Annotated in this window: 13 protein-coding genes; 6 read left to right on the forward strand and 7 right to left on the reverse strand. The window is 68.1% G+C overall.

The window, feature by feature from the left end; genetic code table 11:
- Positions 1-49: 49 nt before the first annotated feature.
- Positions 50-1,018 (forward strand): acetyl-CoA carboxylase carboxyltransferase subunit alpha, encoded by a 969-nt coding sequence (locus D187_RS28995; protein ID WP_002623749.1) that lies wholly within the window; start codon positions 50-52, stop codon positions 1,016-1,018.
- Positions 1,019-1,052: 34 nt separating this feature from the next.
- The gene (cmk, locus tag D187_RS29000) at positions 1,053-1,742 is read left to right on the forward strand and encodes a (d)CMP kinase (protein ID WP_002623750.1); all 690 of its coding nucleotides are present in this window, start codon (positions 1,053-1,055) and stop codon (positions 1,740-1,742) included.
- A 9-nt stretch (positions 1,743-1,751) separates the two neighbouring features.
- Here the strand turns inward: cmk and D187_RS29005 are convergent, their stop codons facing one another.
- Both D187_RS29005 and D187_RS29010 read right to left on the reverse strand, forming a co-directional pair.
- Positions 1,752-2,249, reverse strand: a complete 498-nt coding sequence (locus tag D187_RS29005; RefSeq protein ID WP_002623751.1) for a GAF domain-containing protein — start codon at positions 2,247-2,249, stop codon at positions 1,752-1,754.
- A gap of 124 nt (positions 2,250-2,373) precedes the next feature.
- Positions 2,374-4,107 (reverse strand): serine/threonine protein kinase, encoded by a 1,734-nt coding sequence (locus D187_RS29010; protein ID WP_051256598.1) that lies wholly within the window; start codon positions 4,105-4,107, stop codon positions 2,374-2,376.
- A gap of 145 nt (positions 4,108-4,252) precedes the next feature.
- Here D187_RS29010 and D187_RS29015 point away from each other — a divergent pair, with 145 nt between their 5' ends.
- A complete protein-coding gene (locus tag D187_RS29015) occupies positions 4,253-6,214 on the forward strand; it encodes an ABC-F family ATP-binding cassette domain-containing protein (protein WP_002623753.1) in 1,962 nt (653 codons plus the stop codon).
- Between the two features lie 21 nt (positions 6,215-6,235).
- On the opposite strand, the gene D187_RS29020 is transcribed toward D187_RS29015, so the two are convergent.
- The 3 genes from D187_RS29020 to D187_RS29030 form a co-directional block, all read right to left on the reverse strand.
- The gene (locus tag D187_RS29020; RefSeq protein ID WP_002623754.1) at positions 6,236-7,288 is read right to left on the reverse strand and encodes a YXWGXW repeat-containing protein; all 1,053 of its coding nucleotides are present in this window, start codon (positions 7,286-7,288) and stop codon (positions 6,236-6,238) included.
- Between the two features lie 215 nt (positions 7,289-7,503).
- Positions 7,504-9,126, reverse strand: coding sequence for an apolipoprotein N-acyltransferase (lnt, locus tag D187_RS29025; RefSeq protein ID WP_002623755.1), 1,623 nt, complete (start codon positions 9,124-9,126; stop codon positions 7,504-7,506).
- Positions 9,123-9,740: a hypothetical protein gene (locus tag D187_RS29030; protein WP_063725037.1), complete on the reverse strand. Its 618-nt coding sequence runs from the start codon at positions 9,738-9,740 to the stop codon at positions 9,123-9,125. The genes lnt and D187_RS29030 overlap by 4 nt, the downstream gene beginning before the upstream one ends.
- A 64-nt stretch (positions 9,741-9,804) precedes the next feature.
- Here D187_RS29030 and D187_RS29035 point away from each other — a divergent pair, with 64 nt between their 5' ends.
- Positions 9,805-10,713: a hypothetical protein gene (locus D187_RS29035; RefSeq protein ID WP_002623757.1), complete on the forward strand. Its 909-nt coding sequence runs from the start codon at positions 9,805-9,807 to the stop codon at positions 10,711-10,713.
- Between the two features lie 9 nt (positions 10,714-10,722).
- On the opposite strand, the gene D187_RS29040 is transcribed toward D187_RS29035, so the two are convergent.
- Positions 10,723-11,406: an ArsR/SmtB family transcription factor gene (locus D187_RS29040; protein ID WP_043431822.1), complete on the reverse strand. Its 684-nt coding sequence runs from the start codon at positions 11,404-11,406 to the stop codon at positions 10,723-10,725.
- Between the two features lie 62 nt (positions 11,407-11,468).
- Between D187_RS29040 and D187_RS29045 the strand changes: the two genes are divergently transcribed.
- Both D187_RS29045 and D187_RS29050 read left to right on the forward strand, forming a co-directional pair.
- The gene (locus D187_RS29045) at positions 11,469-12,614 is read left to right on the forward strand and encodes a cytochrome P450 (RefSeq protein WP_002623759.1); all 1,146 of its coding nucleotides are present in this window, start codon (positions 11,469-11,471) and stop codon (positions 12,612-12,614) included.
- Entirely contained in the window at positions 12,611-12,955 is a 345-nt protein-coding gene (locus D187_RS29050; RefSeq protein ID WP_002623760.1) for an antibiotic biosynthesis monooxygenase family protein, read from the forward strand. The genes D187_RS29045 and D187_RS29050 overlap by 4 nt, the downstream gene beginning before the upstream one ends.
- Before the next feature lie 50 nt (positions 12,956-13,005).
- On the opposite strand, the gene D187_RS29055 is transcribed toward D187_RS29050, so the two are convergent.
- Positions 13,006-18,351, reverse strand: coding sequence for a trifunctional serine/threonine-protein kinase/ATP-binding protein/sensor histidine kinase (locus D187_RS29055; RefSeq protein WP_002623761.1), 5,346 nt, complete (start codon positions 18,349-18,351; stop codon positions 13,006-13,008).
- Positions 18,352-18,427: the final 76 nt, after the last annotated feature.

Raw genomic sequence — 18,427 nt, forward strand, 5'->3', positions numbered from 1 at the left:
CAGGTTGCGCGTTGTCAGGCTGGGTGGCGGGTGATAGGGCTCCCGCGCCATGGCGAACGGCATCAACTATCCACTCGATTTCGAGCGCCCGCTCATCGAGCTGGAGAAGAAGATCGGCGAGCTGAAGACGCTCTCGGAGAGCGGCTCGGTGGATTTCTCCTCGGAAATCTCCAAGCTGGAGAAGAAGGCGAAGAAGCTCCAGACGGAGATCTTCAGCGACCTGTCGCGCTGGCAGGTCGTCCAACTGTCGCGTCACAGCTCGCGTCCCTACTTCCTGGACTACGTCCAGTACCTGTTCACGGACTTCCTGGAGCTGGCCGGGGACAGGCACTTCGGAGAGGACTCGTCCATCGTGGGCGGCTTCGCGCGCTTCGACGGGCAGGTGGTGATGATCATCGGCCACCAGAAGGGGCGCAACACGAAGGAGAACATGGCGCGCAACTTCGGCATGCCGCGCCCGGAGGGCTACCGCAAGGCGCGCCGGCTGATGGAGATGGCCGAGCGCTTCGACAAGCCCATCCTCACCTTCGTGGACACGCCGGGCGCCTACCCGGGCATCGGCGCCGAGGAGCGCGGCCAGGCCGAGGCGATCGCCGTCAACCTGGAGGTGATGAGCCGGCTCAAGGTGCCCATCGTCTCCACGGTGGTGGGCGAGGGCGGCTCGGGTGGCGCGCTCGCCATCGGCGTGGGCAACCGCGTGCTGATGCTGGAGAACAGCATCTACTCGGTCATCTCCCCCGAGGCGTGCTCCTCCATCCTCTACCGCGACTCCTCCAAGGCGGAGAAGGCGGCGGACGCGCTCAAGCTCACCGCGCGCGATCTCATGGGGATGAACATCATCGACGAGATCATCTCCGAGCCCGCGGGCGGCGCGCACCGCGACCACGCCAAGGCGGCGCAGAACGTGGGGCAGGCGCTGCGCAAGCACCTCGATGAGCTGTCGGGCCTGTCTCCGGACGACCTCGTGAGGGATCGCTACGAGCGCTTCCGCAAGCTCGGCGTGTTCTCCGGACGTTAGCCGCACCGTCCCGTCTCCAGGAGAGAGCCCCTCAATGACTTCCAGACCCTTCATCGTGGCCATCGACGGACCGGCGGGCGCGGGCAAGTCCACCGTGTCCAAGGTGCTCGCTCGCCGCCTGGGCTTCGCGCTGGTGGACACGGGCGCCATCTACCGGTGCGTGGCGCTCAAGGCGCGGCGCGAGGGGATCGCGTTCGACGACGACGCCGGCCTGGGCACGCTGCTGGCGAGCGTGCGCGTGTCCTTCGAGGTGGTGGGCGAGGACAACCACGTGTTCCTGGACGGCGAGGACGTGTCGCAGGAGATCCGCACGCCGGAGAACTCCATGGCGGCCTCGCAGGTGTCGAGCCGGCCCGTGGTGCGCGAGGGGCTGCTGTCGCTGCAGCGGCGTCTGGCGCTCCAGGCGCCCAAGGGCGCCATCCTCGAGGGACGGGACATCGGCACGGTGGTGTTCCCGGACGCGGACGCCAAGTTCTTCCTGGAGGCGGATCCCGACATCCGCGCCCGCCGTCGCTTCGAGGAGCTGTTCCAGAAGGGCGTGGAGCGCGCGCTGCCGGACGTCCTGGCCGATCAGGTCAAGCGCGACCAGGATGATGCCTCCCGCGCCGTGGCACCGCTCAAGCCGGCGGACGATGCCCGGCGGGTGGACTCCTCGCTGCTGCCGCTGTCCGAGGTGGTGCGCACGCTGGAGCAGGAGATCCTCGCGCGCATGGCCCGGCGCTGAGCGCCCCGCCTACTTGCGCCGGGGCCGGGAGAACCAGCCCATGAGCGCCTCGAGGGCGCGGCGGTCCGCGTCGTCGAAGGTGGCCTTGTGCTCGGAGTCGATGTCGAGCACGGCGATGAGCTCCCGCTGGGGATTGTAGACGGGCACGACGATTTCCGAGGCCGAGCGGCCATCGCAGGTGATGTGGCCCGGGAAGGAGTGCACGTCCTCGACGATGACGGTGCGGCCCTCGGCGGCGGAGGTGCCGCACACGCCCTTGCCGAAGCGGATCTCCAGGCAGCCGAGCGTGCCCTGATAGGGGCCGACGCGCAGCAGCTTGCCCGGCTCCACCACCCGGTAGAAGCCCGTCCACAGGTGACCGAAGGCGTGGTGCAGCAGACAGCTCATCGTGGCCATGGCCGCCACGTCGTCGTCGATGCCCTCCAGGACGGCCTCGACGTGTTGGTGCAACTCGGCATAGGCCTCGGCCTTGGGCCGGCCACGCAGATCCAGGGTGACTTCCGCCATGGTGTGGACTCCTCGATACGGTCGCCGGAGGGCGTCCCTCCAGGCGGGGCGTAGGTTTATCCTGAAGCCCTTTTCGCCGCGACTCCGAACACCGTGACAACTGGGAGGCTGCCTTGGAGTGGCCCTACTCGAAGATGGGGACGGAGTCGTCCCGGGTCTCCTTGCCGGACCTGGCGGCCCGGGTCGGGCGGGCGGGCTCCACCGCGGCGGCCTTCACCGGCGTCATCGTCACGCTCACGTCCTGCGAGTCCGACACCACTCCGGTGAAGTCCAGCTTGAGCTTGCGCTCCTCGTACTGGGCCATGCGGAAGGTGAGCTCGCGCACCTGGCCGCGCGGGAGCTGACGATCCAGTGGCGTCGTGCCGATCTGCACGTCCCCGTCGAACACGCTGGCGCCCACGGGAGTGGAGCGGATGTGCACCAGGAGCATGCCGTTGTCGGCGGGACGGGGCGCGGCGGCGCGTGGCGCGGCGGGCTGCGACTTCACCGCCACGGGGTCCGCCGCGGCCGGGGCGGGCTTGGGCCGCAGCGCGACGACCGCTCCGGCCGTGGCGAAGAGCACCAGCGACGCGACCGCGATGGAGATCTTCTTCACCGACCACTTGAAGGGCACTTCCTCGGGAGCGGGGGGCGGGGCGGCCCGGGGCGCGTTCGTCCTCGGGCGCATGCCCGGCGAGGTGGCGCCCACGCGGGAGACGCCTCCCCCGACGATGCTGGGCTGGCGGGACCCCGGCGCCGCGTTCCTCACGGCGGACGGCTGGCCCGCGCGGGAGCCGGAGGCGGGCGTTCCACTCCGGGCGCCCGAGCCTGGCTTGGGACGCACGGCGCTCGCGGAGGAGCGGCTGCGCGACCCACTGCGCTGACCGGCCTTGCTCCTGCTGCCACCACCCGCCGCCTCGGGCGAGGAGTTGGTGGGCAGCGCGTCGAGCTGCTGCGCGGACAGGGGCGCCACCGCTTCCATCATGGCCTCGATGAACTCCTCGGCGCTCTGGTAGCGGTCCTCCTTCTCGGGGGCGAGCGCGATCTGGAAGAACTCCTCCAGGGCCGGGGGCACGGGCGCGCCCTGGCGCTTGGAGGCCACCGTGGGCACCGGCTGCGTCAGGGCGGCGGTGAGCGCCTTGCGCACCGAGTTGGCCCCATAGGGTGAGGTGCCCGTGAGGCAGTAGTAGAGGACGCCGCCCATCGAGTAGAGGTCGGAGCGGTGATCCACGTGATCTCCACCGGCCTGCTCGGGCGGCATGTACTGGGGCGTGCCAAGCACCTGGCCGGTGGTGGTGAGCTGCTGCTCCTCCTCGATCTCCAGCGCCTTCACGAGGCCGAAGTCCAGCACCTTGACGAAGTCCCGCCCGTCGAGCTGCTGCACCATGATGTTGTGCGGCTTGATGTCGCGGTGGACGGCGGCCTGCTCGTGCGCGTGGGCGAGGCCCCGGCACGCCTGCTCGATGATGTCCACCGCGCGGCGCAGGCTCATGGGGCCATCGCGCTTGACGAGCTCGCGCAGGCTCTCGCCCTCGAGCAGCTCCATGACGTAGTAGCAGGTGCCGTCCTGGGCGCGGCCGAAGTCGTAGATGGTGATGACGTTGGGGTGGCGCAGCCGGCTGGCGACCTCCGCCTCGCGCCGGAAGCGCTCGAAGAACTGGGGCGCGGCGGCGAGCGAGGGGTTGAGCGTCTTGACGGCGACCGGCCGCTGCACGGACGTCTGCGTGGCACGGAAGACCATGCCCATGCCGCCCTGGCCGAGCACGTCCTCGATTTGGTAGCGGCCATCGAGCACCTGCCCGATGAGCGCCATCTGGGAGCCGCCGCAGAGATGATCGGGACCGTCGGTGCTGCCGCAGTGCTGACAGGGGGAAGCCATGGGGTCGCGAGTATAGGGGAAGCTCGGAGGCCGGGGGCAGGGGGAGTGGCGGGGATCGCGCATGGATTCCGGGCCGCCCAGGAGGCGAGCAGGCAGATCAGTCGTTCCCGTCCGAGCGGCGGGCTGTTACATCCCCGGATTCGCCATGAGCCTCGTCATCGCCCAGGACATCTGCCTCTCCTACGGGAAGAAGGTTCTCTTCGATTCTGAGAGTTTCACGCTCGGCCCCAAGGACCGTGTGGGCCTGGTGGGCGCCAACGGCACCGGCAAGAGTTCGTTGATGAAGATCCTCGCCGGCGTGCAGCACCCGGACTCGGGGACGCTCACCTACCGGCGCAAGTCCCGGATTGGCTACCTGCCCCAGGAACTCGCCGGGCTGCCCGAGGGCTCTGTGGTGGACGCGGTGATGAGCACCGTGCCCGGCCGGGACTCGCTGGAGGCGCGACTGCGCGACACGGAGGCGGCGCTCGCCGCGGCCGGCTCCGAGGAGGAGCAACTCGAGCTCTCCCAATCGCTCGCGGACCTGCACGCGGAGCTGGATCACTTCGAGGAGCACTACGGTCGGCATCACGCCGAGCGCATCCTCAAGGGCCTGGGCTTCCGGGAGGCGGACCTCGCCAAGCCCACGGGAGCGCTCAGTGGCGGGTGGCGGATGCGCGCGGCGCTCGCGGGGCTCTTGCTCCAGGATCCGGACTTGCTGCTCATGGACGAGCCCACCAACCACCTGGACGTGCCCACCCAGGCGTGGTTCGACGGCTTCCTCAAGCGCTCGAACAAGGCGGTGGTGCTCATCTCCCACGACAAGGACTTCCTCAACCGGCAGGTGGGCCGCATCCTGTCGCTGGAACTCGAGGGGCTGCGCTCGTACGTGGGCAACTACGACACGTACAAGCGCCAGCGCGCCGAGGAGAAGGAGCAGCTCAAGGCCCAGGCCGAGAAGGTGGAGGCGCGCAAGGCGGAGCTGCAGGGCTTCATCGATCGCTTCGGCGCCAAGGCCACCAAGGCCCGTCAGGCGCAGAGCCGCGCGAAGATGCTCGAGAAGCTCGAGGACGTGCAGGTGATCGAGGAGCGGGCCACCATGCGCTTCCGCTTCCCGGAGGTGGAGCGCTCGGGGCGCGACGTGGTGACGCTCGAGGGCATCCAGAAGCGCTACGGCGAGGCGGTGGTGTACTCGGGGCTGGATGCGCGCGTGGAGCGCGGCCAGCGCATCGCGGTGGTGGGCGCCAACGGCGCGGGCAAGACGACGCTGTTGAAGATCGTCGCGGGCGAGCTCGCGCCGGACGGCGGCACGGTGAAGCTCGGGCACAACGTGGTGATGGGGTATTACGCGCAGCACCACGGCGACAAGCTCGACAAGCGCAACACCATCATCGAGGAGGTGCGCCCGCTGGCGGCGGACAAGCCGGAGAGCTTCGTGCGCGGGGTGCTCGGCTCGTTCATGTTCTCGGGCGATGACGTGGACAAGCCCGTGGGCGTGCTCAGCGGTGGAGAGCGGGCGCGCGTAGCGCTGGCCAAGCTGCTGCTGGTGCCCTCCAACCTGCTGCTCATGGACGAGCCCACCAACCACCTGGACCTGGACTCGACGGAGATGCTCATCGAGGCGCTCCAGGGCTACGGCGGCACGCTGCTCTTCGTGTCCCACAACCGCGCGTTCGTGAACGGGCTGTCCACGCACGTCTGGGACGTGGTGGGCGGCAAGGTGGAGACGCACCCGGGCAACCTGGACGACTACCTCTACCACCAGGAGCAGCGGCGCCTGGCGCTGGAGGCGGAGGGCGGGGGCGACAAGCCGGCGGAGAAGGGCGCGGCGGCGGGGCTCTCGGAGAAGGACCGCAAGCGCCTGGAGGCCGAGGCCCGTCAGCGGCGCAGCGTCGTCGAGGGCCCCATCAAGAAGGAGATCGCGAAGCTGGAGGAGGCGATCGCCAAGCTGGAGCAGGCGCAGAAGGAGCGCGAGACGCAACTGGCGGACTCGGCGCTCTACAACGACTTCGCCAAGGCCAAGCCGCTCATGGACGCCCACCGGGACGGCAAGAGCGAGCTGGAGCAGCTCTACGCGCGGTGGGAGACCGCGCAGGAGAAGCTCGCCGAGGCGACCGCCTCGCTCTGAGGCGGAGCGCCCGGGCGGGGGTCAGTGGTTGCGAACCGGGGTGGCATCGTGCCGGCCCCAGCCGCCTCCACGCGGACCGTCATTGTCTCTGCCGCGAGGTCCGTCATGGTCCCGGCCACGAGGACCGTCATGGTCCCGGCCACGAGGCCCGGAATCGTGGTCCCGGCCACGAGGACCGTCATGGTCCCGGCGGGGGCCGTCGTTGCGATCCCGCCAGGGGCCATTGGGCCGGGAGTCATGGTGGCGCGGCCCGCGATCCCAGTCCCGATCCCGGTAATAGGGGGGCGGGTTGTAGCGGGGCCCGTGGCGGTACCCATATGGCCGGCTCCAGTGGAACATCGGGTAGCGGCGCCAGGTGTGCACGAAGTAGCTCGGCCGGCCCCAACCCACGGAGATGCGCGCGTACCGGTACTCCGGCACGACGACCCGGGTCGAGCCATGGATCGCCCAGCCCCCACCCACGAAGTACCAGGAGGGACCGCGACGCACCCAGCGCGGCGTGACGAAGACGAGGCCCGGACGAGGCGGAGCCATCCAGCTCCCGGCCACCCAGGACCAGTTGACCCCTGACCAGTACCAGTACCCGGGAGCCCACGTGTAGGAAGGTGCTGGCGCGGGGGGCGGCGTCTCCATCTGCGGCGCCGGAGGAGCCTGGGAGGCGACGACCTCCTCGTTGGTGACGGCGATGGGAATCTCCACCTGCGTCGAGCCGGGCCGCGCCCAGCCACCGGAGATCCACCGCCAGCCCGAGCCCTCCTGCTGCCAGTAGCCGTTGATGAACTGGTAGCCCGGCATGGAGGCGATCCAGGTGCCCGGATTGAAGCGCCACTCGTTGCCGTCCCAGTACCAGTGGCCGGAGGCCCACACCGCGTCACGGAAGGGGCGGGCCGTCTGCACCTCGTTGGGCAGGGCCGGAGGCGCGTAGGGGGCCAGGGGGCCCGTCTCCTCCTCGTAGGAGTCCTCCTCGTCGTAGTACCCCTGCGAGGCCTCCTGCGAATAGGAAGGCGCGGTCTGCCCGTGAACGACGGGGGCCGCCAACCCGATCATCAGACACATCCACCACCGAGGAGTCATGACGCTCTCCAATCCATTCGGTCCCGGCCCGTCGTCGCACGAACGGAGCGTGCCCGGGCTTGGAATCTGTGGAGGTGGGGACGTCCGTCACCACGGAGTATTCATGCCACCTCGTCCACCCACCCCATGGCCATCCTTTCCCCTGGAGGCAACCCCCTCCGGGCGGACGGGCGGGGGGACGGAGCGCGGAGTGTCCAGGGTGGGAAACGCGGGCCTCAAGGGGCCCGGCGTCGGAAGGGAAGGGCTCGCCCGAGCAGCAGGAGCCCGCCGAGCACCAGGGCCGTGGGACCCAGCCAATCCCCCCAGGCGACCAGGAGGGTGGTCAGCCGCGGCGGGGGCGGCACGCTCAGCGCGAGGCTCGCGCGGTGGTCATCGGGCACCTCGGTGAGCACCTCGCCCGTGGCGCTGATGAGGGCGGAGATGCCCGAGTTGGTGACGCGCACCTGCGGCAGCCGCGTCTCGATGCTACGAAACGCCGCGTGCATCAGGTGCAGCTTGGGCCCGGGGGTCCCCTGGAACCAGGAGTCGTTGGACAGCGTCACGATGAGCTCCGCGCCCCGCCGCGCCTCCTCGGCGACGTAGCCGGGGAAGATGGACTCGTAGCAGATGAGCGGCGCGATGGTGAGTCGCCGGCCCTCGCGCAGGGTCAGCTCCAGCGCGCGTGGTCCCGGCCCCCGCTTCCAGTAGCCCGTCCACGGCAGACGCTCGCGCAGCCACGGCGAGTCGAGTGACTCGGGCACCCACTCGGTGAGGGGAAAGAGCATCGTCTTGCGGTAGGCCGAGCGCGTCAGCTCCGCCCCGCGTCCCGGTCCCACGAACATGGCGGCGTTGTACTCGCGCTCCTGCTCGAGCTCGTAGGTGCCGAAGAGCAGGGGCACCCGGCGCTCGGAGATGTACCCAGCCAGGTCCGCGTCGAACTCGGCGCCCGCCTCGCTCTTGGGCGAGCCGTACGTCGTCGGGTACACCGTCTCGGGCCAGATGAGCAGATCCACGCCCCGGCCCTGGAGCAGCTCGTCCGAGAGCCGATAGTGCGTGTCGAGGATCATCCGCACCACCTCGTACATGCCCGTCTCCGCCGCGAGCTTGTCGTATTTGGTGATGTTCGCCTGGACGACGCCCACCTCCAGGGCGGGCTCGCGTGCCGTCTCCCGCGCCACCTGCCAGATGCGAAGCCGCCCATACCCGCTCCCCGCCAGGACGAGCACCGCCAGCACGGCCAGCGGCACCGCCACGCGCCGGGGGGCCTCCCGCGCCTCGAGCGCCTTGCCCGCGGCGAGCACGCACTCGTTGCCGATGAGCAGCAGGAAGGTGAGCCCGTGTGCTCCGGCGAGATCCGCCACTTGCCGGAGGGACTCGGAGGCGTAGAAGCCGTGGCCCAACGTCTCCGCGAAGAGCTTGGGGCACAGCCACTCGGTGCCCACGTACACGAGGGCGCTCGTGAGGGTGATGCGCCAGAAGCCGAGGGGCTCCGAGGTGGTGCGCCGCAGGTGGTGGCGCACGAGCGCGAAGACGATGAACTGCGACTCCATGAGCGGCGCCAGCAGCAACACGGCGAGCCAGCACACCGCGAGGGGCGCCTGGGAGTAGCCGTGCAGCGCCTCGGGGAACCAGCCGAAGATGGCCGCGGTGAAGGTCATGGCGAGCGCCGTGCCCGCGAGGACGGCCTCCTTCCCGGAGCGAGTGCGATCCAACACCCACAACCAGGGGACGAGCTCCACCCAGCCGAGCGCCACCCACCGTGGCTCCAGGCGCGCGAACCAGGCGAGGAGGGCGCTACTCGCCAGGATGCCGAGCAGCGCGGGCCCCCATCGCCCCGCGCGTGCCGTCCACCCGCTCATGGCAGGGGCTCCACTCCTTCGGGCCCCTCGGGAAGCTCCAGGACTTCCAGGGGCATGCCCGGGGGCGCCAGCTCCATCGGGACGACGCGGTTGGCGGGCAACTCCACCGGCTGTCCGTTCGAGTCGGTCGGGTGGTAGTCCGGATGGAACATGAGGATGGCCTTCACCGGCTGCCCATCATCCGTGGACTGGTAGTGGCGCACGTAGCCGGGGGGGAGCTCGAAGCCCTCGGGCACGACGAGGCCCTGCTTGAGGGGCTTGGTTCCCTGGCGGTACAGGTGGACGCCGTCCGAGGGTTCCGCGGGCTCGTCCGGTGGCGTCACGGGCTCCGGCACGGGCGGGGCCTCGGCATGGGGGAGGGGAGCGGGCGTGTTGCCCGTGCGCGGTGGCGGCGGTGGTGGACGGGTCGCCGTGACGCGCGTGGGCGCGACCCGCTCGGGCGCGGGGGAGGGGTCCTCGGGCCACAGCAGCCACGCGCACAGGGCCGCGCAGCCGGCGGTGAAGCCGAGTGCCAGCCAGATGAGCCAGGTGCCCTGGGACGTGTTCTTCTTCTGGATGCGGGTCACGCCGTCACCATCGACGTGCCGCTCATAGGTAGGAGGCCGCGAAGCCATTCTCGCCCCTGTTCTTCGGGCCTCGTATGCTACGGACCCCTCGCCTCCCGGGCAATCCGTCCCCATGTCCTCTCCGCTCGCCGATGCCGCCACGGCGCCCGCCGCTCCGCGTCAGGCCACCCTCCCGGGCTTCCCCGTTCGCGCCTGGACGGCACCGCAACGGTTCGCCGACGCCGTGCTCCAGGCCCTGCTCGCGGCCGCTGTGCTCGCCGCCGCGGTGCTCATCCTCTTCTTTACCTTCGATGGCGAGTCCAACCCGGCGCCTCCGTCTCGGGCTGGTGTGCTCGCGTTGCTCGCACTGGGCCTGTATGGGCTCCTCCGCCTGTTGCGCTGGCGCTCGGCCGCCACCCTCCAGGTGGAACCCGAGCGGCTCGTGCTGGAGCGTCGCGGGGACCGGTTCGAGATTCCCGTGTCCTCGGTGGAGTCCGTTCGCGGGTGGCGGTGGCCGCTGCCGGTCGCGGGGCTCGGGCTGCGGATGCGCTCGGGGAGGAGCTTCCAATACGGCGTCCAGGTGGAAGATCCGCTCCCCGTACTGGAGGCGCTCGGCCAGGAGCAGGCCCAGGCGCGCGAGGAGGCGCGGCATCCGCTCACCGCCTTCGCTCATGCCCGGGCGACGGTGATGCGTCCGGGGGCACGCCTGCTCGCGTTCAAGTTCCTCCTGTTTCCCCTCATCCCCGGCGGCATCATGTTCCGGGCCAATCAATACATCACCTACGGCGGACCGTTCGCGCAGTACCGCATGTATGGACTCGCGCCCTACCTGCAAAGCCTCTTCACCTACTGGGTGTATTTCGGAGCGGCACTCGTCGTGTATGCCGCGCTCCTGCGCGTACCCGCGGAAGTGTTGGCACTTGGGGGGACGTGGTTGTCTCCACGTCGCGCGCGAGGGGTCCGGCGGTTCGTGGAGATCACCTGCGCGCTGCTCTACTTCGTGGGCTCCCTCGGGCTCCTGGCGGTGCAATTCCTGTCGTGACATCTCCACTCATGGCGCGCCGAAGTGACGACGCAGTCCCCGCTGGCCCACTGGCGTGACGATGAGTCCGCGCGAGTCGGGTTGACGCTCGACCCAGCCCAGCGCGAACACACGTGAGGCGAGCGCCGCCCCCAGTGCACCGGCGAGGTGATCCCGCCGCTCGCTCCAGTCGAGGCAGCGGTGGGCGAACTGGCGCCGCTGTTCGCGCAAGGGGGCCACTTCGATTCCAAAGGCCTCGAACCACTCCTCACCGCTCGGTGTCAGCGCGAAGGCTCGCCGCCGGAGGGAGAGGTGCCCGCCTCTCAGGAGCGCATCGGTGATGCCCATCCCGAGCCGCCCCGCGAGATGGTCATAGCAGTAGCGCGCGGCCCGGAGATTCTCCGGCGTCGCCGACGCGCGAGGCGCCCGGACCGCCACTGTCATCAGCGCTTCCACCATGCGCGCCACGGTGGGCGTGGCGAGCCGGAACACCTTGTTGCGCCCCTGTCGGGTCGAGCGGATCAACCGGGCCTGCTCCAGCCGGCGGAGGTGCACCGTCGCCGTCGCGGGGCTCACGCCCGTGCCGAAGGCCAATTCCTTGGCGACGAGCGACCGGCCTTCCATGAGCAATTCCAACATCCGGATCCGCGTGGCATCTCCGACGGCACCCGCCAGCTCGGCGAGGTCCGGCCCCGCGTTCATCGTTCGTTCCATGACGAACCATTTTCTAGCACGCGGAAGGGTCAAGAAGGGCAGTGTCTCCCGGGCGAGGACCGATGACTCCCCCCACAGACCCGTATCAGGCCGTCACGCACCCCGACCCCTACCCGTACTACGCGAGCTTGTGTGCTCGAGGCGGTCTGCAACGCATCGCGGGCTTCGCGCCCTGGATCGCGGCGGATGCCGCCACGGTGCGCGCCGTGCTCACGAGCGAGGCCTGCCGGGTTCGCCCCCAGGCGGAGCCCGTCCCGCCACACCTGCTCGGCTCTCCCGCTGGCGCGCTCTTCGGGCGACTCGTGCGGATGAACGATGGAGCGCCCTCCGCCGTCGTGAAACAAGCTCTGGCCGCCGCGCTTCCGACGGTGATGCGGAGCGTGGAAGCGGAAAGCCGCCGTTGGTCGGCCCGGCTCTTCTCCGAGCCCCGGCTGTCCCTCCTGCCGGAGAAGGCGCTCCAGCTTCCCGTGTTCGTGCTCGGCTCCCTGCTGGGGTTCCCGGAGGACTCCTTGGAGGAGAGCGTGCGGGAGGTGGATGCATACGTCCGTTCGGTGGCCTGGCCGGAGGCGCGCACCGAGGGCGTCCTGGGCGCCGCACGGCTCGTCGAGCGCGTGACGGCCTGTCTCCAGGGGATGCCCCGTGCACCATGCCTGCTCGGTGCCTTCTCCGCGCGGATGAGGGAGGAGGGCGGTCCACTGGATGCACTGGTTCCCAACGCGGTGGGACTTCTCACCCAGTCGTATGAGGCGACCGCCGGCCTCCTGGGGGCCGCGTTGCTCGCCTTCTCCCGGGAGCCCGCGCTGAGGGAACAACTCGATCGGGGCGAGTGCTCCATCGACGATGTGGTCCGGGAGGCGGCGCGCCACGAGTCCCCCATCCAGAACACCCGACGCTTCGTTCACGCGCGCGCGACCGTTGCGAATCAGGAGCTGGAAGCGGGGGCGACGGTGGTCGTCGTGCTCGCCGCCGCGAACCGCGATCCCCGGGTGAATCCCCAGCCCGATGCGTTCCTCCCATGCCGCCCCGGCCGCCAGACCTTCACCTTCGGCCTGGGCGCCCATGTCTGTCCGGGCCAGGAACTCGCGGTGACGATGGTGTCCGCGGCGGTGGAGCGCGTGCTCGCGAGTGGCCTGGAACTCACCCCGCTGTCGAAGTCCATCACCTGGCGCGCATCCACCAATGCTCGCATCCTGGGAGGTCTACAATGATTGCCGTCATCTTCGAGGTCTGGGCCCACGAGGACCACCGCCAGCGGTATCTCGATCTCGCCGCGGCCTTGCGGCCCCTGCTGTCGGGCATCGACGGATTCATCTCCATCGAGCGCTTCCAGAGCCTCGGCGATCCAGGCAAGTTGCTGTCACTGTCCTACTGGCGCGACGAGGCGGCGGTGGCCGAATGGCGGCGCCAGGAAGCCCACCGGGAAGCCCAGGGCGAGGGCCGGGGAGGCGTGTTCCGCGACTACCGTCTGCGCGTGGCCCATGTCGTCAGGGATTACGGCTTGACGGACCAGGCGGGAGTACCCGCGGACAGTCGCACCGTGCACGGCTGACCAGGAACAGCCTCGAGGACACTTTCAAGGTCCGCGGCTGCCGCGTCTGCTCATTCGATGGTCGACGGCAGGGAGATGATGAAGGTCGCCCCCTGGCCCTCCTGCCCATCGACACTGAGCATCCCACGGTGCCCCTGCACCACGATTTCGTAGCTCAAGGACAGGCCCAGCCCCGTTCCGACACCGGGGGGCTTCGTCGTGAAGAAGGGCTCGAAGACCCTGCTCTTCAACGCGGCCGGGAGACCCACGCCGTTGTCCTCGACCAGGATCTCCACGTTCTGGCCCTGCCTGCGTGTGCGGACGGTGACCCTGGGGACGTACTGTCCCCGGGGCACGGAGAGTTGCCGCTCTCGAATGGCATAGAAGGCGTTGTTGAGCAGGTTGACGAGGACACGCCCGATGTCCTGCGGCACCAACTCGGCCTCGCCGGCCGCCCCGTCGTAGGCCCGCTCAAGTAACACCCCGCCTTGTTCCTCCAGCCCCTTCAGGCCATGTTGCGCCAGCTTGACGTACTCGTCCACCAACGCGTTGACGCCGGTCACCTGGCGCTCGCCGGAGGCCCCGCTCGCGTGCTGCATCATGCTGCGGATGATGTCGTCGGCTCGTTTTCCGTGCTCGAGGATCCTCTCTCCATTGGTCAGCACATCCGCGAGCATGCTCTCGATGTCGCGCGGGGAGAACGAGGGGTTGTTCTTCAGTTCATCGAACAGCTCCCGGATGAGCTCGACGTTGAGCTCGGCGAAGTTGTTGATGAAGTTGAGTGGGTTCTTGATTTCGTGCGCGATGCCGGCGGCCAGTTGCCCCAGCGAGGCCATCTTCTCTGCCTGGACGAGCTGGAGCTGCGTCTTCCGGAGGTGCTGGAGCGCGGACTGCAGGTCCGTGTTCCTGGCCCGCAGCTCCTCGGTCCGTTTCTCCACCTTCTTCTCCATGTCGTCGTAGAGCAGCGCGTTCTGGATGGAGATGGCGATCTGGTGAGACAGCAGGCGCAGGAACTCAAGCCGCTCCTGGGTGAACGCGCCGGTGGTGAGGTTGTTCTCCAGGTACAGGATGCCCACCAGTTGCCCCTGGGTGATGAGGGGAGTGCCCAGGATGGAGCGGGGTTCGCTGCGGGTGACGTACGGGTCTCGCGTGAAGTCTCCCTCGTGGAGGGCGTCGTTGAGGATGACGCTCTCCTTCGTCCGAGCGACGTAGTTGATGAGGCCTTGCGCGATGGACGGGTAACTGTCGGCCGCCATGGGGAGCGCCTGGGCCTCGGAAGCATTCCGCGCATCCTGGCCCGCATCCACGTGAACCGTCAGCCGTTCATCCCTCGCGAGGAGGAGGATGCCACGCTCTGCTCCGGCGTTCTCGATGACAATGCCCATCAGCTTGGAAAGGAGCTTGTCGAGCACGATCTCACTGGAGATTGCCTGACACGCCTTGACGAGGCTGATGAGATCGAGCGCACCGGAAGCCCCGGGTCTCGTGTTGCCGGAAGGAGCCGCGCTGGGTCTGGCCTCCTCCGTGTCCTCGCGCAGATGCGGGTACTTCGCGGCCAGGTCTTTCACCTTGTGTACGGCTCCCCACAACCGGTAGCCGTAATAGGCGGCGTCCAGGAGTTCGCGAGCGCGCTGCTCCTGGCCCCGTTTCCGGAAGAACCGCGCGGCCAGCTCATTCGCCAGTGCTTCCTGGTGGGGGAAGCCGTGCTTGTTGGCCAGCGCGATGGCCTGTTCGTACAGTCCCACCGCCTCGGCGTCCTTTCCGGAGAGATGGGCCTGCTCCGCGGCCACCAGGGCGTGCATGTGTGCGAAGTTCGCGGGACAGCTCTCCGCCCACTGCTTCATTTGTTTCTGATGGGCCTCGAGCCGTGCCCAGGACTTCTGACGCTCGTCCTCGGACTGCTTCATGTAGTCCGCGGCGAGGCTGAGTGAGGTGTAGAAGATGTGTTGGGCCACCGCTGCGTTGTTGGCGATGGCGCGGATGAGCCTCTCCGCGTTCCTCGACGCTTCGAGGGCGGCGGATGTCTCGCCGTAGTGACAAAGAACCATCGTCTTGAAGACGTAGAAGAAGCAGCTGGCCGGAGCGCTTTTGTTCGCCTGACATTGAATGAGGAACTCTTCCTCGGTCAGGCCTTCCATGCTGAAGTCCAGTCGCCCAGCCGTCATCCCGCTCAGGTTGGCGACGATGAGCTTTGTTCCCAGCAGGGAGTCCACACTGAACTGGTTCTTGATCTTCTCATTGAACAGAAGGAACTGTTGCTGGTCTGCTCGCACCTGGGAGAGCAGTCTGCCCTCCTGGAGTTGGTAGAGTATTCTGGAGATGAGGGAGAACCCCGCGTACCTCAACTCACCCGATTCGAGCCCTGCCCGGTAACTGACGTCGTGCAAGGCATAAGCGGTTCGGAGATGCTCCACCCAGGGGGCCAGGTTGTTTGCGATGAGGAAGCTCACCCTGCACTTGCTCGCGGGATTGTTGAGTCGCTCGCTCAGCTTCAGCCCCAGCAATCCGAACTGGTAGCCGGAGCGGTACTGGCCCGTCATGACATCGAGAATGAACCCATAGCTGGCGAATACGTCCAAGGACTCTGTGTGCGGTCCGTACCGGAGCTGTAGGTTCATCGACTTGAGGAGGAGCAGCGTATACAGCGTCTGATCCAGAAGGTACGCGGTGGCCAGAGCGGTTCCCAGGAGCCTCGTCATGCTGCTGGCGTGGGGATCAGACATTGGAGGCAGCTGTAACAGCGAGGAGGGGTCACGGCCCCCCAGGTTCTTCTGGACCTCGGCGAACTCCGCCTGCATGGCCGCCGTCGCGTCGCCCTCTGGGAGTCCGATGCCCAGGAGCGCGAGACCATTCCGGGCTTCCTTGAGGGCCTCTTGGTGCCTGGCCAACATCGCGAACTGGATCACCAGCATCTGGTGGATGTGGGCCTTCTCGATTGGCGTCCGTGCGCGTTCCAACGCTCGCCGGAGGAGCGGTTCGGATCTATCATGATTGCCATTCAACCGCTCGAGTTCGCCGAGCTCCCGGTGCAGGTGAATGGTCTCCTCGTAGTGCTCCTCCCAGCTCCGTTCGGTGAGCGGCTCCATCGCCACGGAGAGGTACTCCCGCGCCGCGGCGTAGGCCATTGAGGACCGGGCCCTCTTCGCGGCCTCCATGTTCATCCGCACCAGCGCGAGCCGTTCCGCTTCATCCGTCATCAACGCGCGCCCGAGGTTCGACTGACGCACGAGCTCGAAGACCCGCTCGCTACGCTCCTGCTCCGTCGCGTTCGCGAGCATCAACCGGCTGATCCGCAGATGGGCGGCCTGGCGCTCATTCTCGCCGATGAGCGCATATGCCGCCTGCTGCACTCGATCGTGCATGAACTTGTAGTCGTGGACCAGCAGCGAGTCCTCGCCCCCCTTCTCCTCGGTCCTCACCTCCGGCTCCGATGCCGTGAGAAGGAACCCCGCCTGGAGGGCCGGTGTGAGCCGCGCCGCCGTCTCCGCGAGCGATTGCTCCACGATGGTGGCCAGCGTGCGCAGATCGAAGGTGTGTCCAAGACACGCCGCGAGCTTCAGGGCTTGTTGCGTCTGCATCGACAGCCGCTTCAGGTTTCCGACCATCAGCTCCACGACGTTGTCGGTAATGCCTTTCTCCTCGATGCGGGCGATGTCCCAGCGCCAGCGTCCCTCCTGTGCGTCGAAGGTGAGCAGTCCATCCTGATGCACCCGCTTGAGAAGCTCGTTGACAAACAGGGGAATGCCTTCGGTCTTGCGGTGGACGAGCTCCGCCAGCGGGCCGAGCGCCTCGGAAGTCTGTCCCACTGCGTTGGCGATCAGCTCCGTGGTTTGGTCCAGGCTCAACGGACCGAGATGCAGCTCCTCGAGAACGGCACCGCCCTCGCGGAGCGAATCGAGGAGCATCGTCAGCGGATGGGCAGGGCCCACCTCGTTGTCCCGGTACGCGCCGATGAGGAAGAAGTGGCGGAGCTCATCGTCACGCATCACCAGCTCGATGAGTTTCAAGCTGGCGGAGTCCGCCCATTGGAGATCGTCGATGAAGAGGGCGAGCGGGTGTTGAGGTTGGGCGAATACCCGCATGGCGCTCTGGAAGACCAGGTTGAAGCGGTTCTGCGCCTCGGTCGGTCCGAGCTGCGCGACGGCAGGCTGCTCGCCGATGATGAGCTCCACCTCGGGGATGACCTCGATGAGGACGCGCCCATTGGGGCCGAGGGCGCTCAGCAACTGTTCCCGCCACTGATTGACCTGGGACTCGCTCTCGACGAGCAGTTGTTTCACCAGCGACCGGAAGGCGCTCGCCACGGCGGAGTACGGCGTGCTCCGCTGGAACTGCTCGAACTTTCCCGAGATGAAGTAACCCCGCCGAGCGGTGAGCGGCTTGTAGAGCTCCCGCACCAGCATCGATTTGCCGATTCCAGGGTGGCCCGTCACCAGCATCAGCTCGGCGCTCCCCTGGGCCGCCGCTACCCGGTCGAAGCTGGCGAGCAGCCGCTCCAGCTCCTTCTCGCGTCCATAGAGCTTCTGCGGAAGCTGGAACCGCTCGAGTGTGTCATGCCGCCCGAGGAGGAAATCCTCCACGGTCCCACGCGCCCGAAGCTGGTTCAGGCACTCTTGCAGGTCGGCCTTGATGCCATGGGCGTTCTGGTAGCGGGACTCGGCCGTCTTGGCCATCAGCTTCATGACCAGCTTCGAGACGGGCTTGGGGATGGCCGGGTCGAGTTGATGGGGCGGCGTGGGTTGCCGGGCGATGTGGCAGTAGACGAGCTCCAGGGGCTCCGTGGCCTGGAAGGGCAGCTGGCCGGTGAGCAGCTCGTAGAGCGTCACGCCGAGCGAGTAGAAGTCCGAGCGGAAGTCGATGGTCCGATTCATCCGCCCGGTCTGCTCGGGCGAAATGTACGAGAGCACGCCCTCGATGACGTCTGGAGTTCTCGGCGGAGTGCTCTGCTGGGGAAGCTCCGTCGCGATCCCGAAGTCGATGAGCTTGAGTTCGTCGCGCTCCGGGTTCCAGACGATGTTGCCGGGGTTGATGCTTTTGTGGATCAAGCCTCGCTGGTGAACCTGACCCAGCGCGTTCACGAGTTTGATCGCCAGCGTGAGCACTTCCTCCAGCGACAACCGGTGCCGCCGCAGGATGCGGTCGAGCGACTGACCTCCGAAGTCCTCCAGCACCATCACCCAGCGGTACTGGCTGGACCCCAGTTCGTGGGCCTTCACCACTCCCGTGGTATCCAGCGCGCGAAGCACGTCGTATTCGCGCTTGAACCAGGCAATCTTCTCCGGAGATGGATAGGCGGGCTTGAGCTCCTTGAGCACCACCGCCAGTCCGTCCGAATTCCGTACCCCCCGGTAGACGGCGGAGCCTTGCCCGTCGTGGAGTTGCTCCGTCACCCGATAACCGGGCATGGACGTGACCATCGTTGGGTTCTCCCTGTCGCTCTTTCCAGCGCCGGTGGCGCTAGGGGCCACTTGAGGTCCAGCGCGGCAATCTACC

It is taken from the genome of Cystobacter fuscus DSM 2262 (assembly GCF_000335475.2).
GTDB classification, from domain to species: domain Bacteria; phylum Myxococcota; class Myxococcia; order Myxococcales; family Myxococcaceae; genus Cystobacter; species Cystobacter fuscus.

Bases quoted from the DNA above. Each gene is read 5' to 3' on its own strand.
- lnt (WP_002623755.1), bottom strand. From the start codon at position 9,126: ATGAGCGGGTGGACGGCACGCGCGGGGCGATGGGGGCCCGCGCTGCTC.
- D187_RS29055 (WP_002623761.1), bottom strand. From the start codon at position 18,351: ATGGTCACGTCCATGCCCGGTTATCGGGTGACGGAGCAACTCCACGAC.
- D187_RS29045 (WP_002623759.1), top strand. From the start codon at position 11,469: ATGACTCCCCCCACAGACCCGTATCAGGCCGTCACGCACCCCGACCCC.
- D187_RS29050 (WP_002623760.1), top strand. From the start codon at position 12,611: ATGATTGCCGTCATCTTCGAGGTCTGGGCCCACGAGGACCACCGCCAG.
- D187_RS29010 (WP_051256598.1), bottom strand. From the start codon at position 4,107: ATGGCTTCCCCCTGTCAGCACTGCGGCAGCACCGACGGTCCCGATCAT.
- cmk (WP_002623750.1), top strand. From the start codon at position 1,053: ATGACTTCCAGACCCTTCATCGTGGCCATCGACGGACCGGCGGGCGCG.
- D187_RS29040 (WP_043431822.1), bottom strand. From the start codon at position 11,406: ATGGAACGAACGATGAACGCGGGGCCGGACCTCGCCGAGCTGGCGGGT.
- D187_RS29020 (WP_002623754.1), bottom strand. From the start codon at position 7,288: ATGACTCCTCGGTGGTGGATGTGTCTGATGATCGGGTTGGCGGCCCCC.
- D187_RS29035 (WP_002623757.1), top strand. From the start codon at position 9,805: ATGTCCTCTCCGCTCGCCGATGCCGCCACGGCGCCCGCCGCTCCGCGT.
- D187_RS28995 (WP_002623749.1), top strand. From the start codon at position 50: ATGGCGAACGGCATCAACTATCCACTCGATTTCGAGCGCCCGCTCATC.
- D187_RS29005 (WP_002623751.1), bottom strand. From the start codon at position 2,249: ATGGCGGAAGTCACCCTGGATCTGCGTGGCCGGCCCAAGGCCGAGGCC.
- D187_RS29030 (WP_063725037.1), bottom strand. From the start codon at position 9,740: ATGGCTTCGCGGCCTCCTACCTATGAGCGGCACGTCGATGGTGACGGC.
- D187_RS29015 (WP_002623753.1), top strand. From the start codon at position 4,253: ATGAGCCTCGTCATCGCCCAGGACATCTGCCTCTCCTACGGGAAGAAG.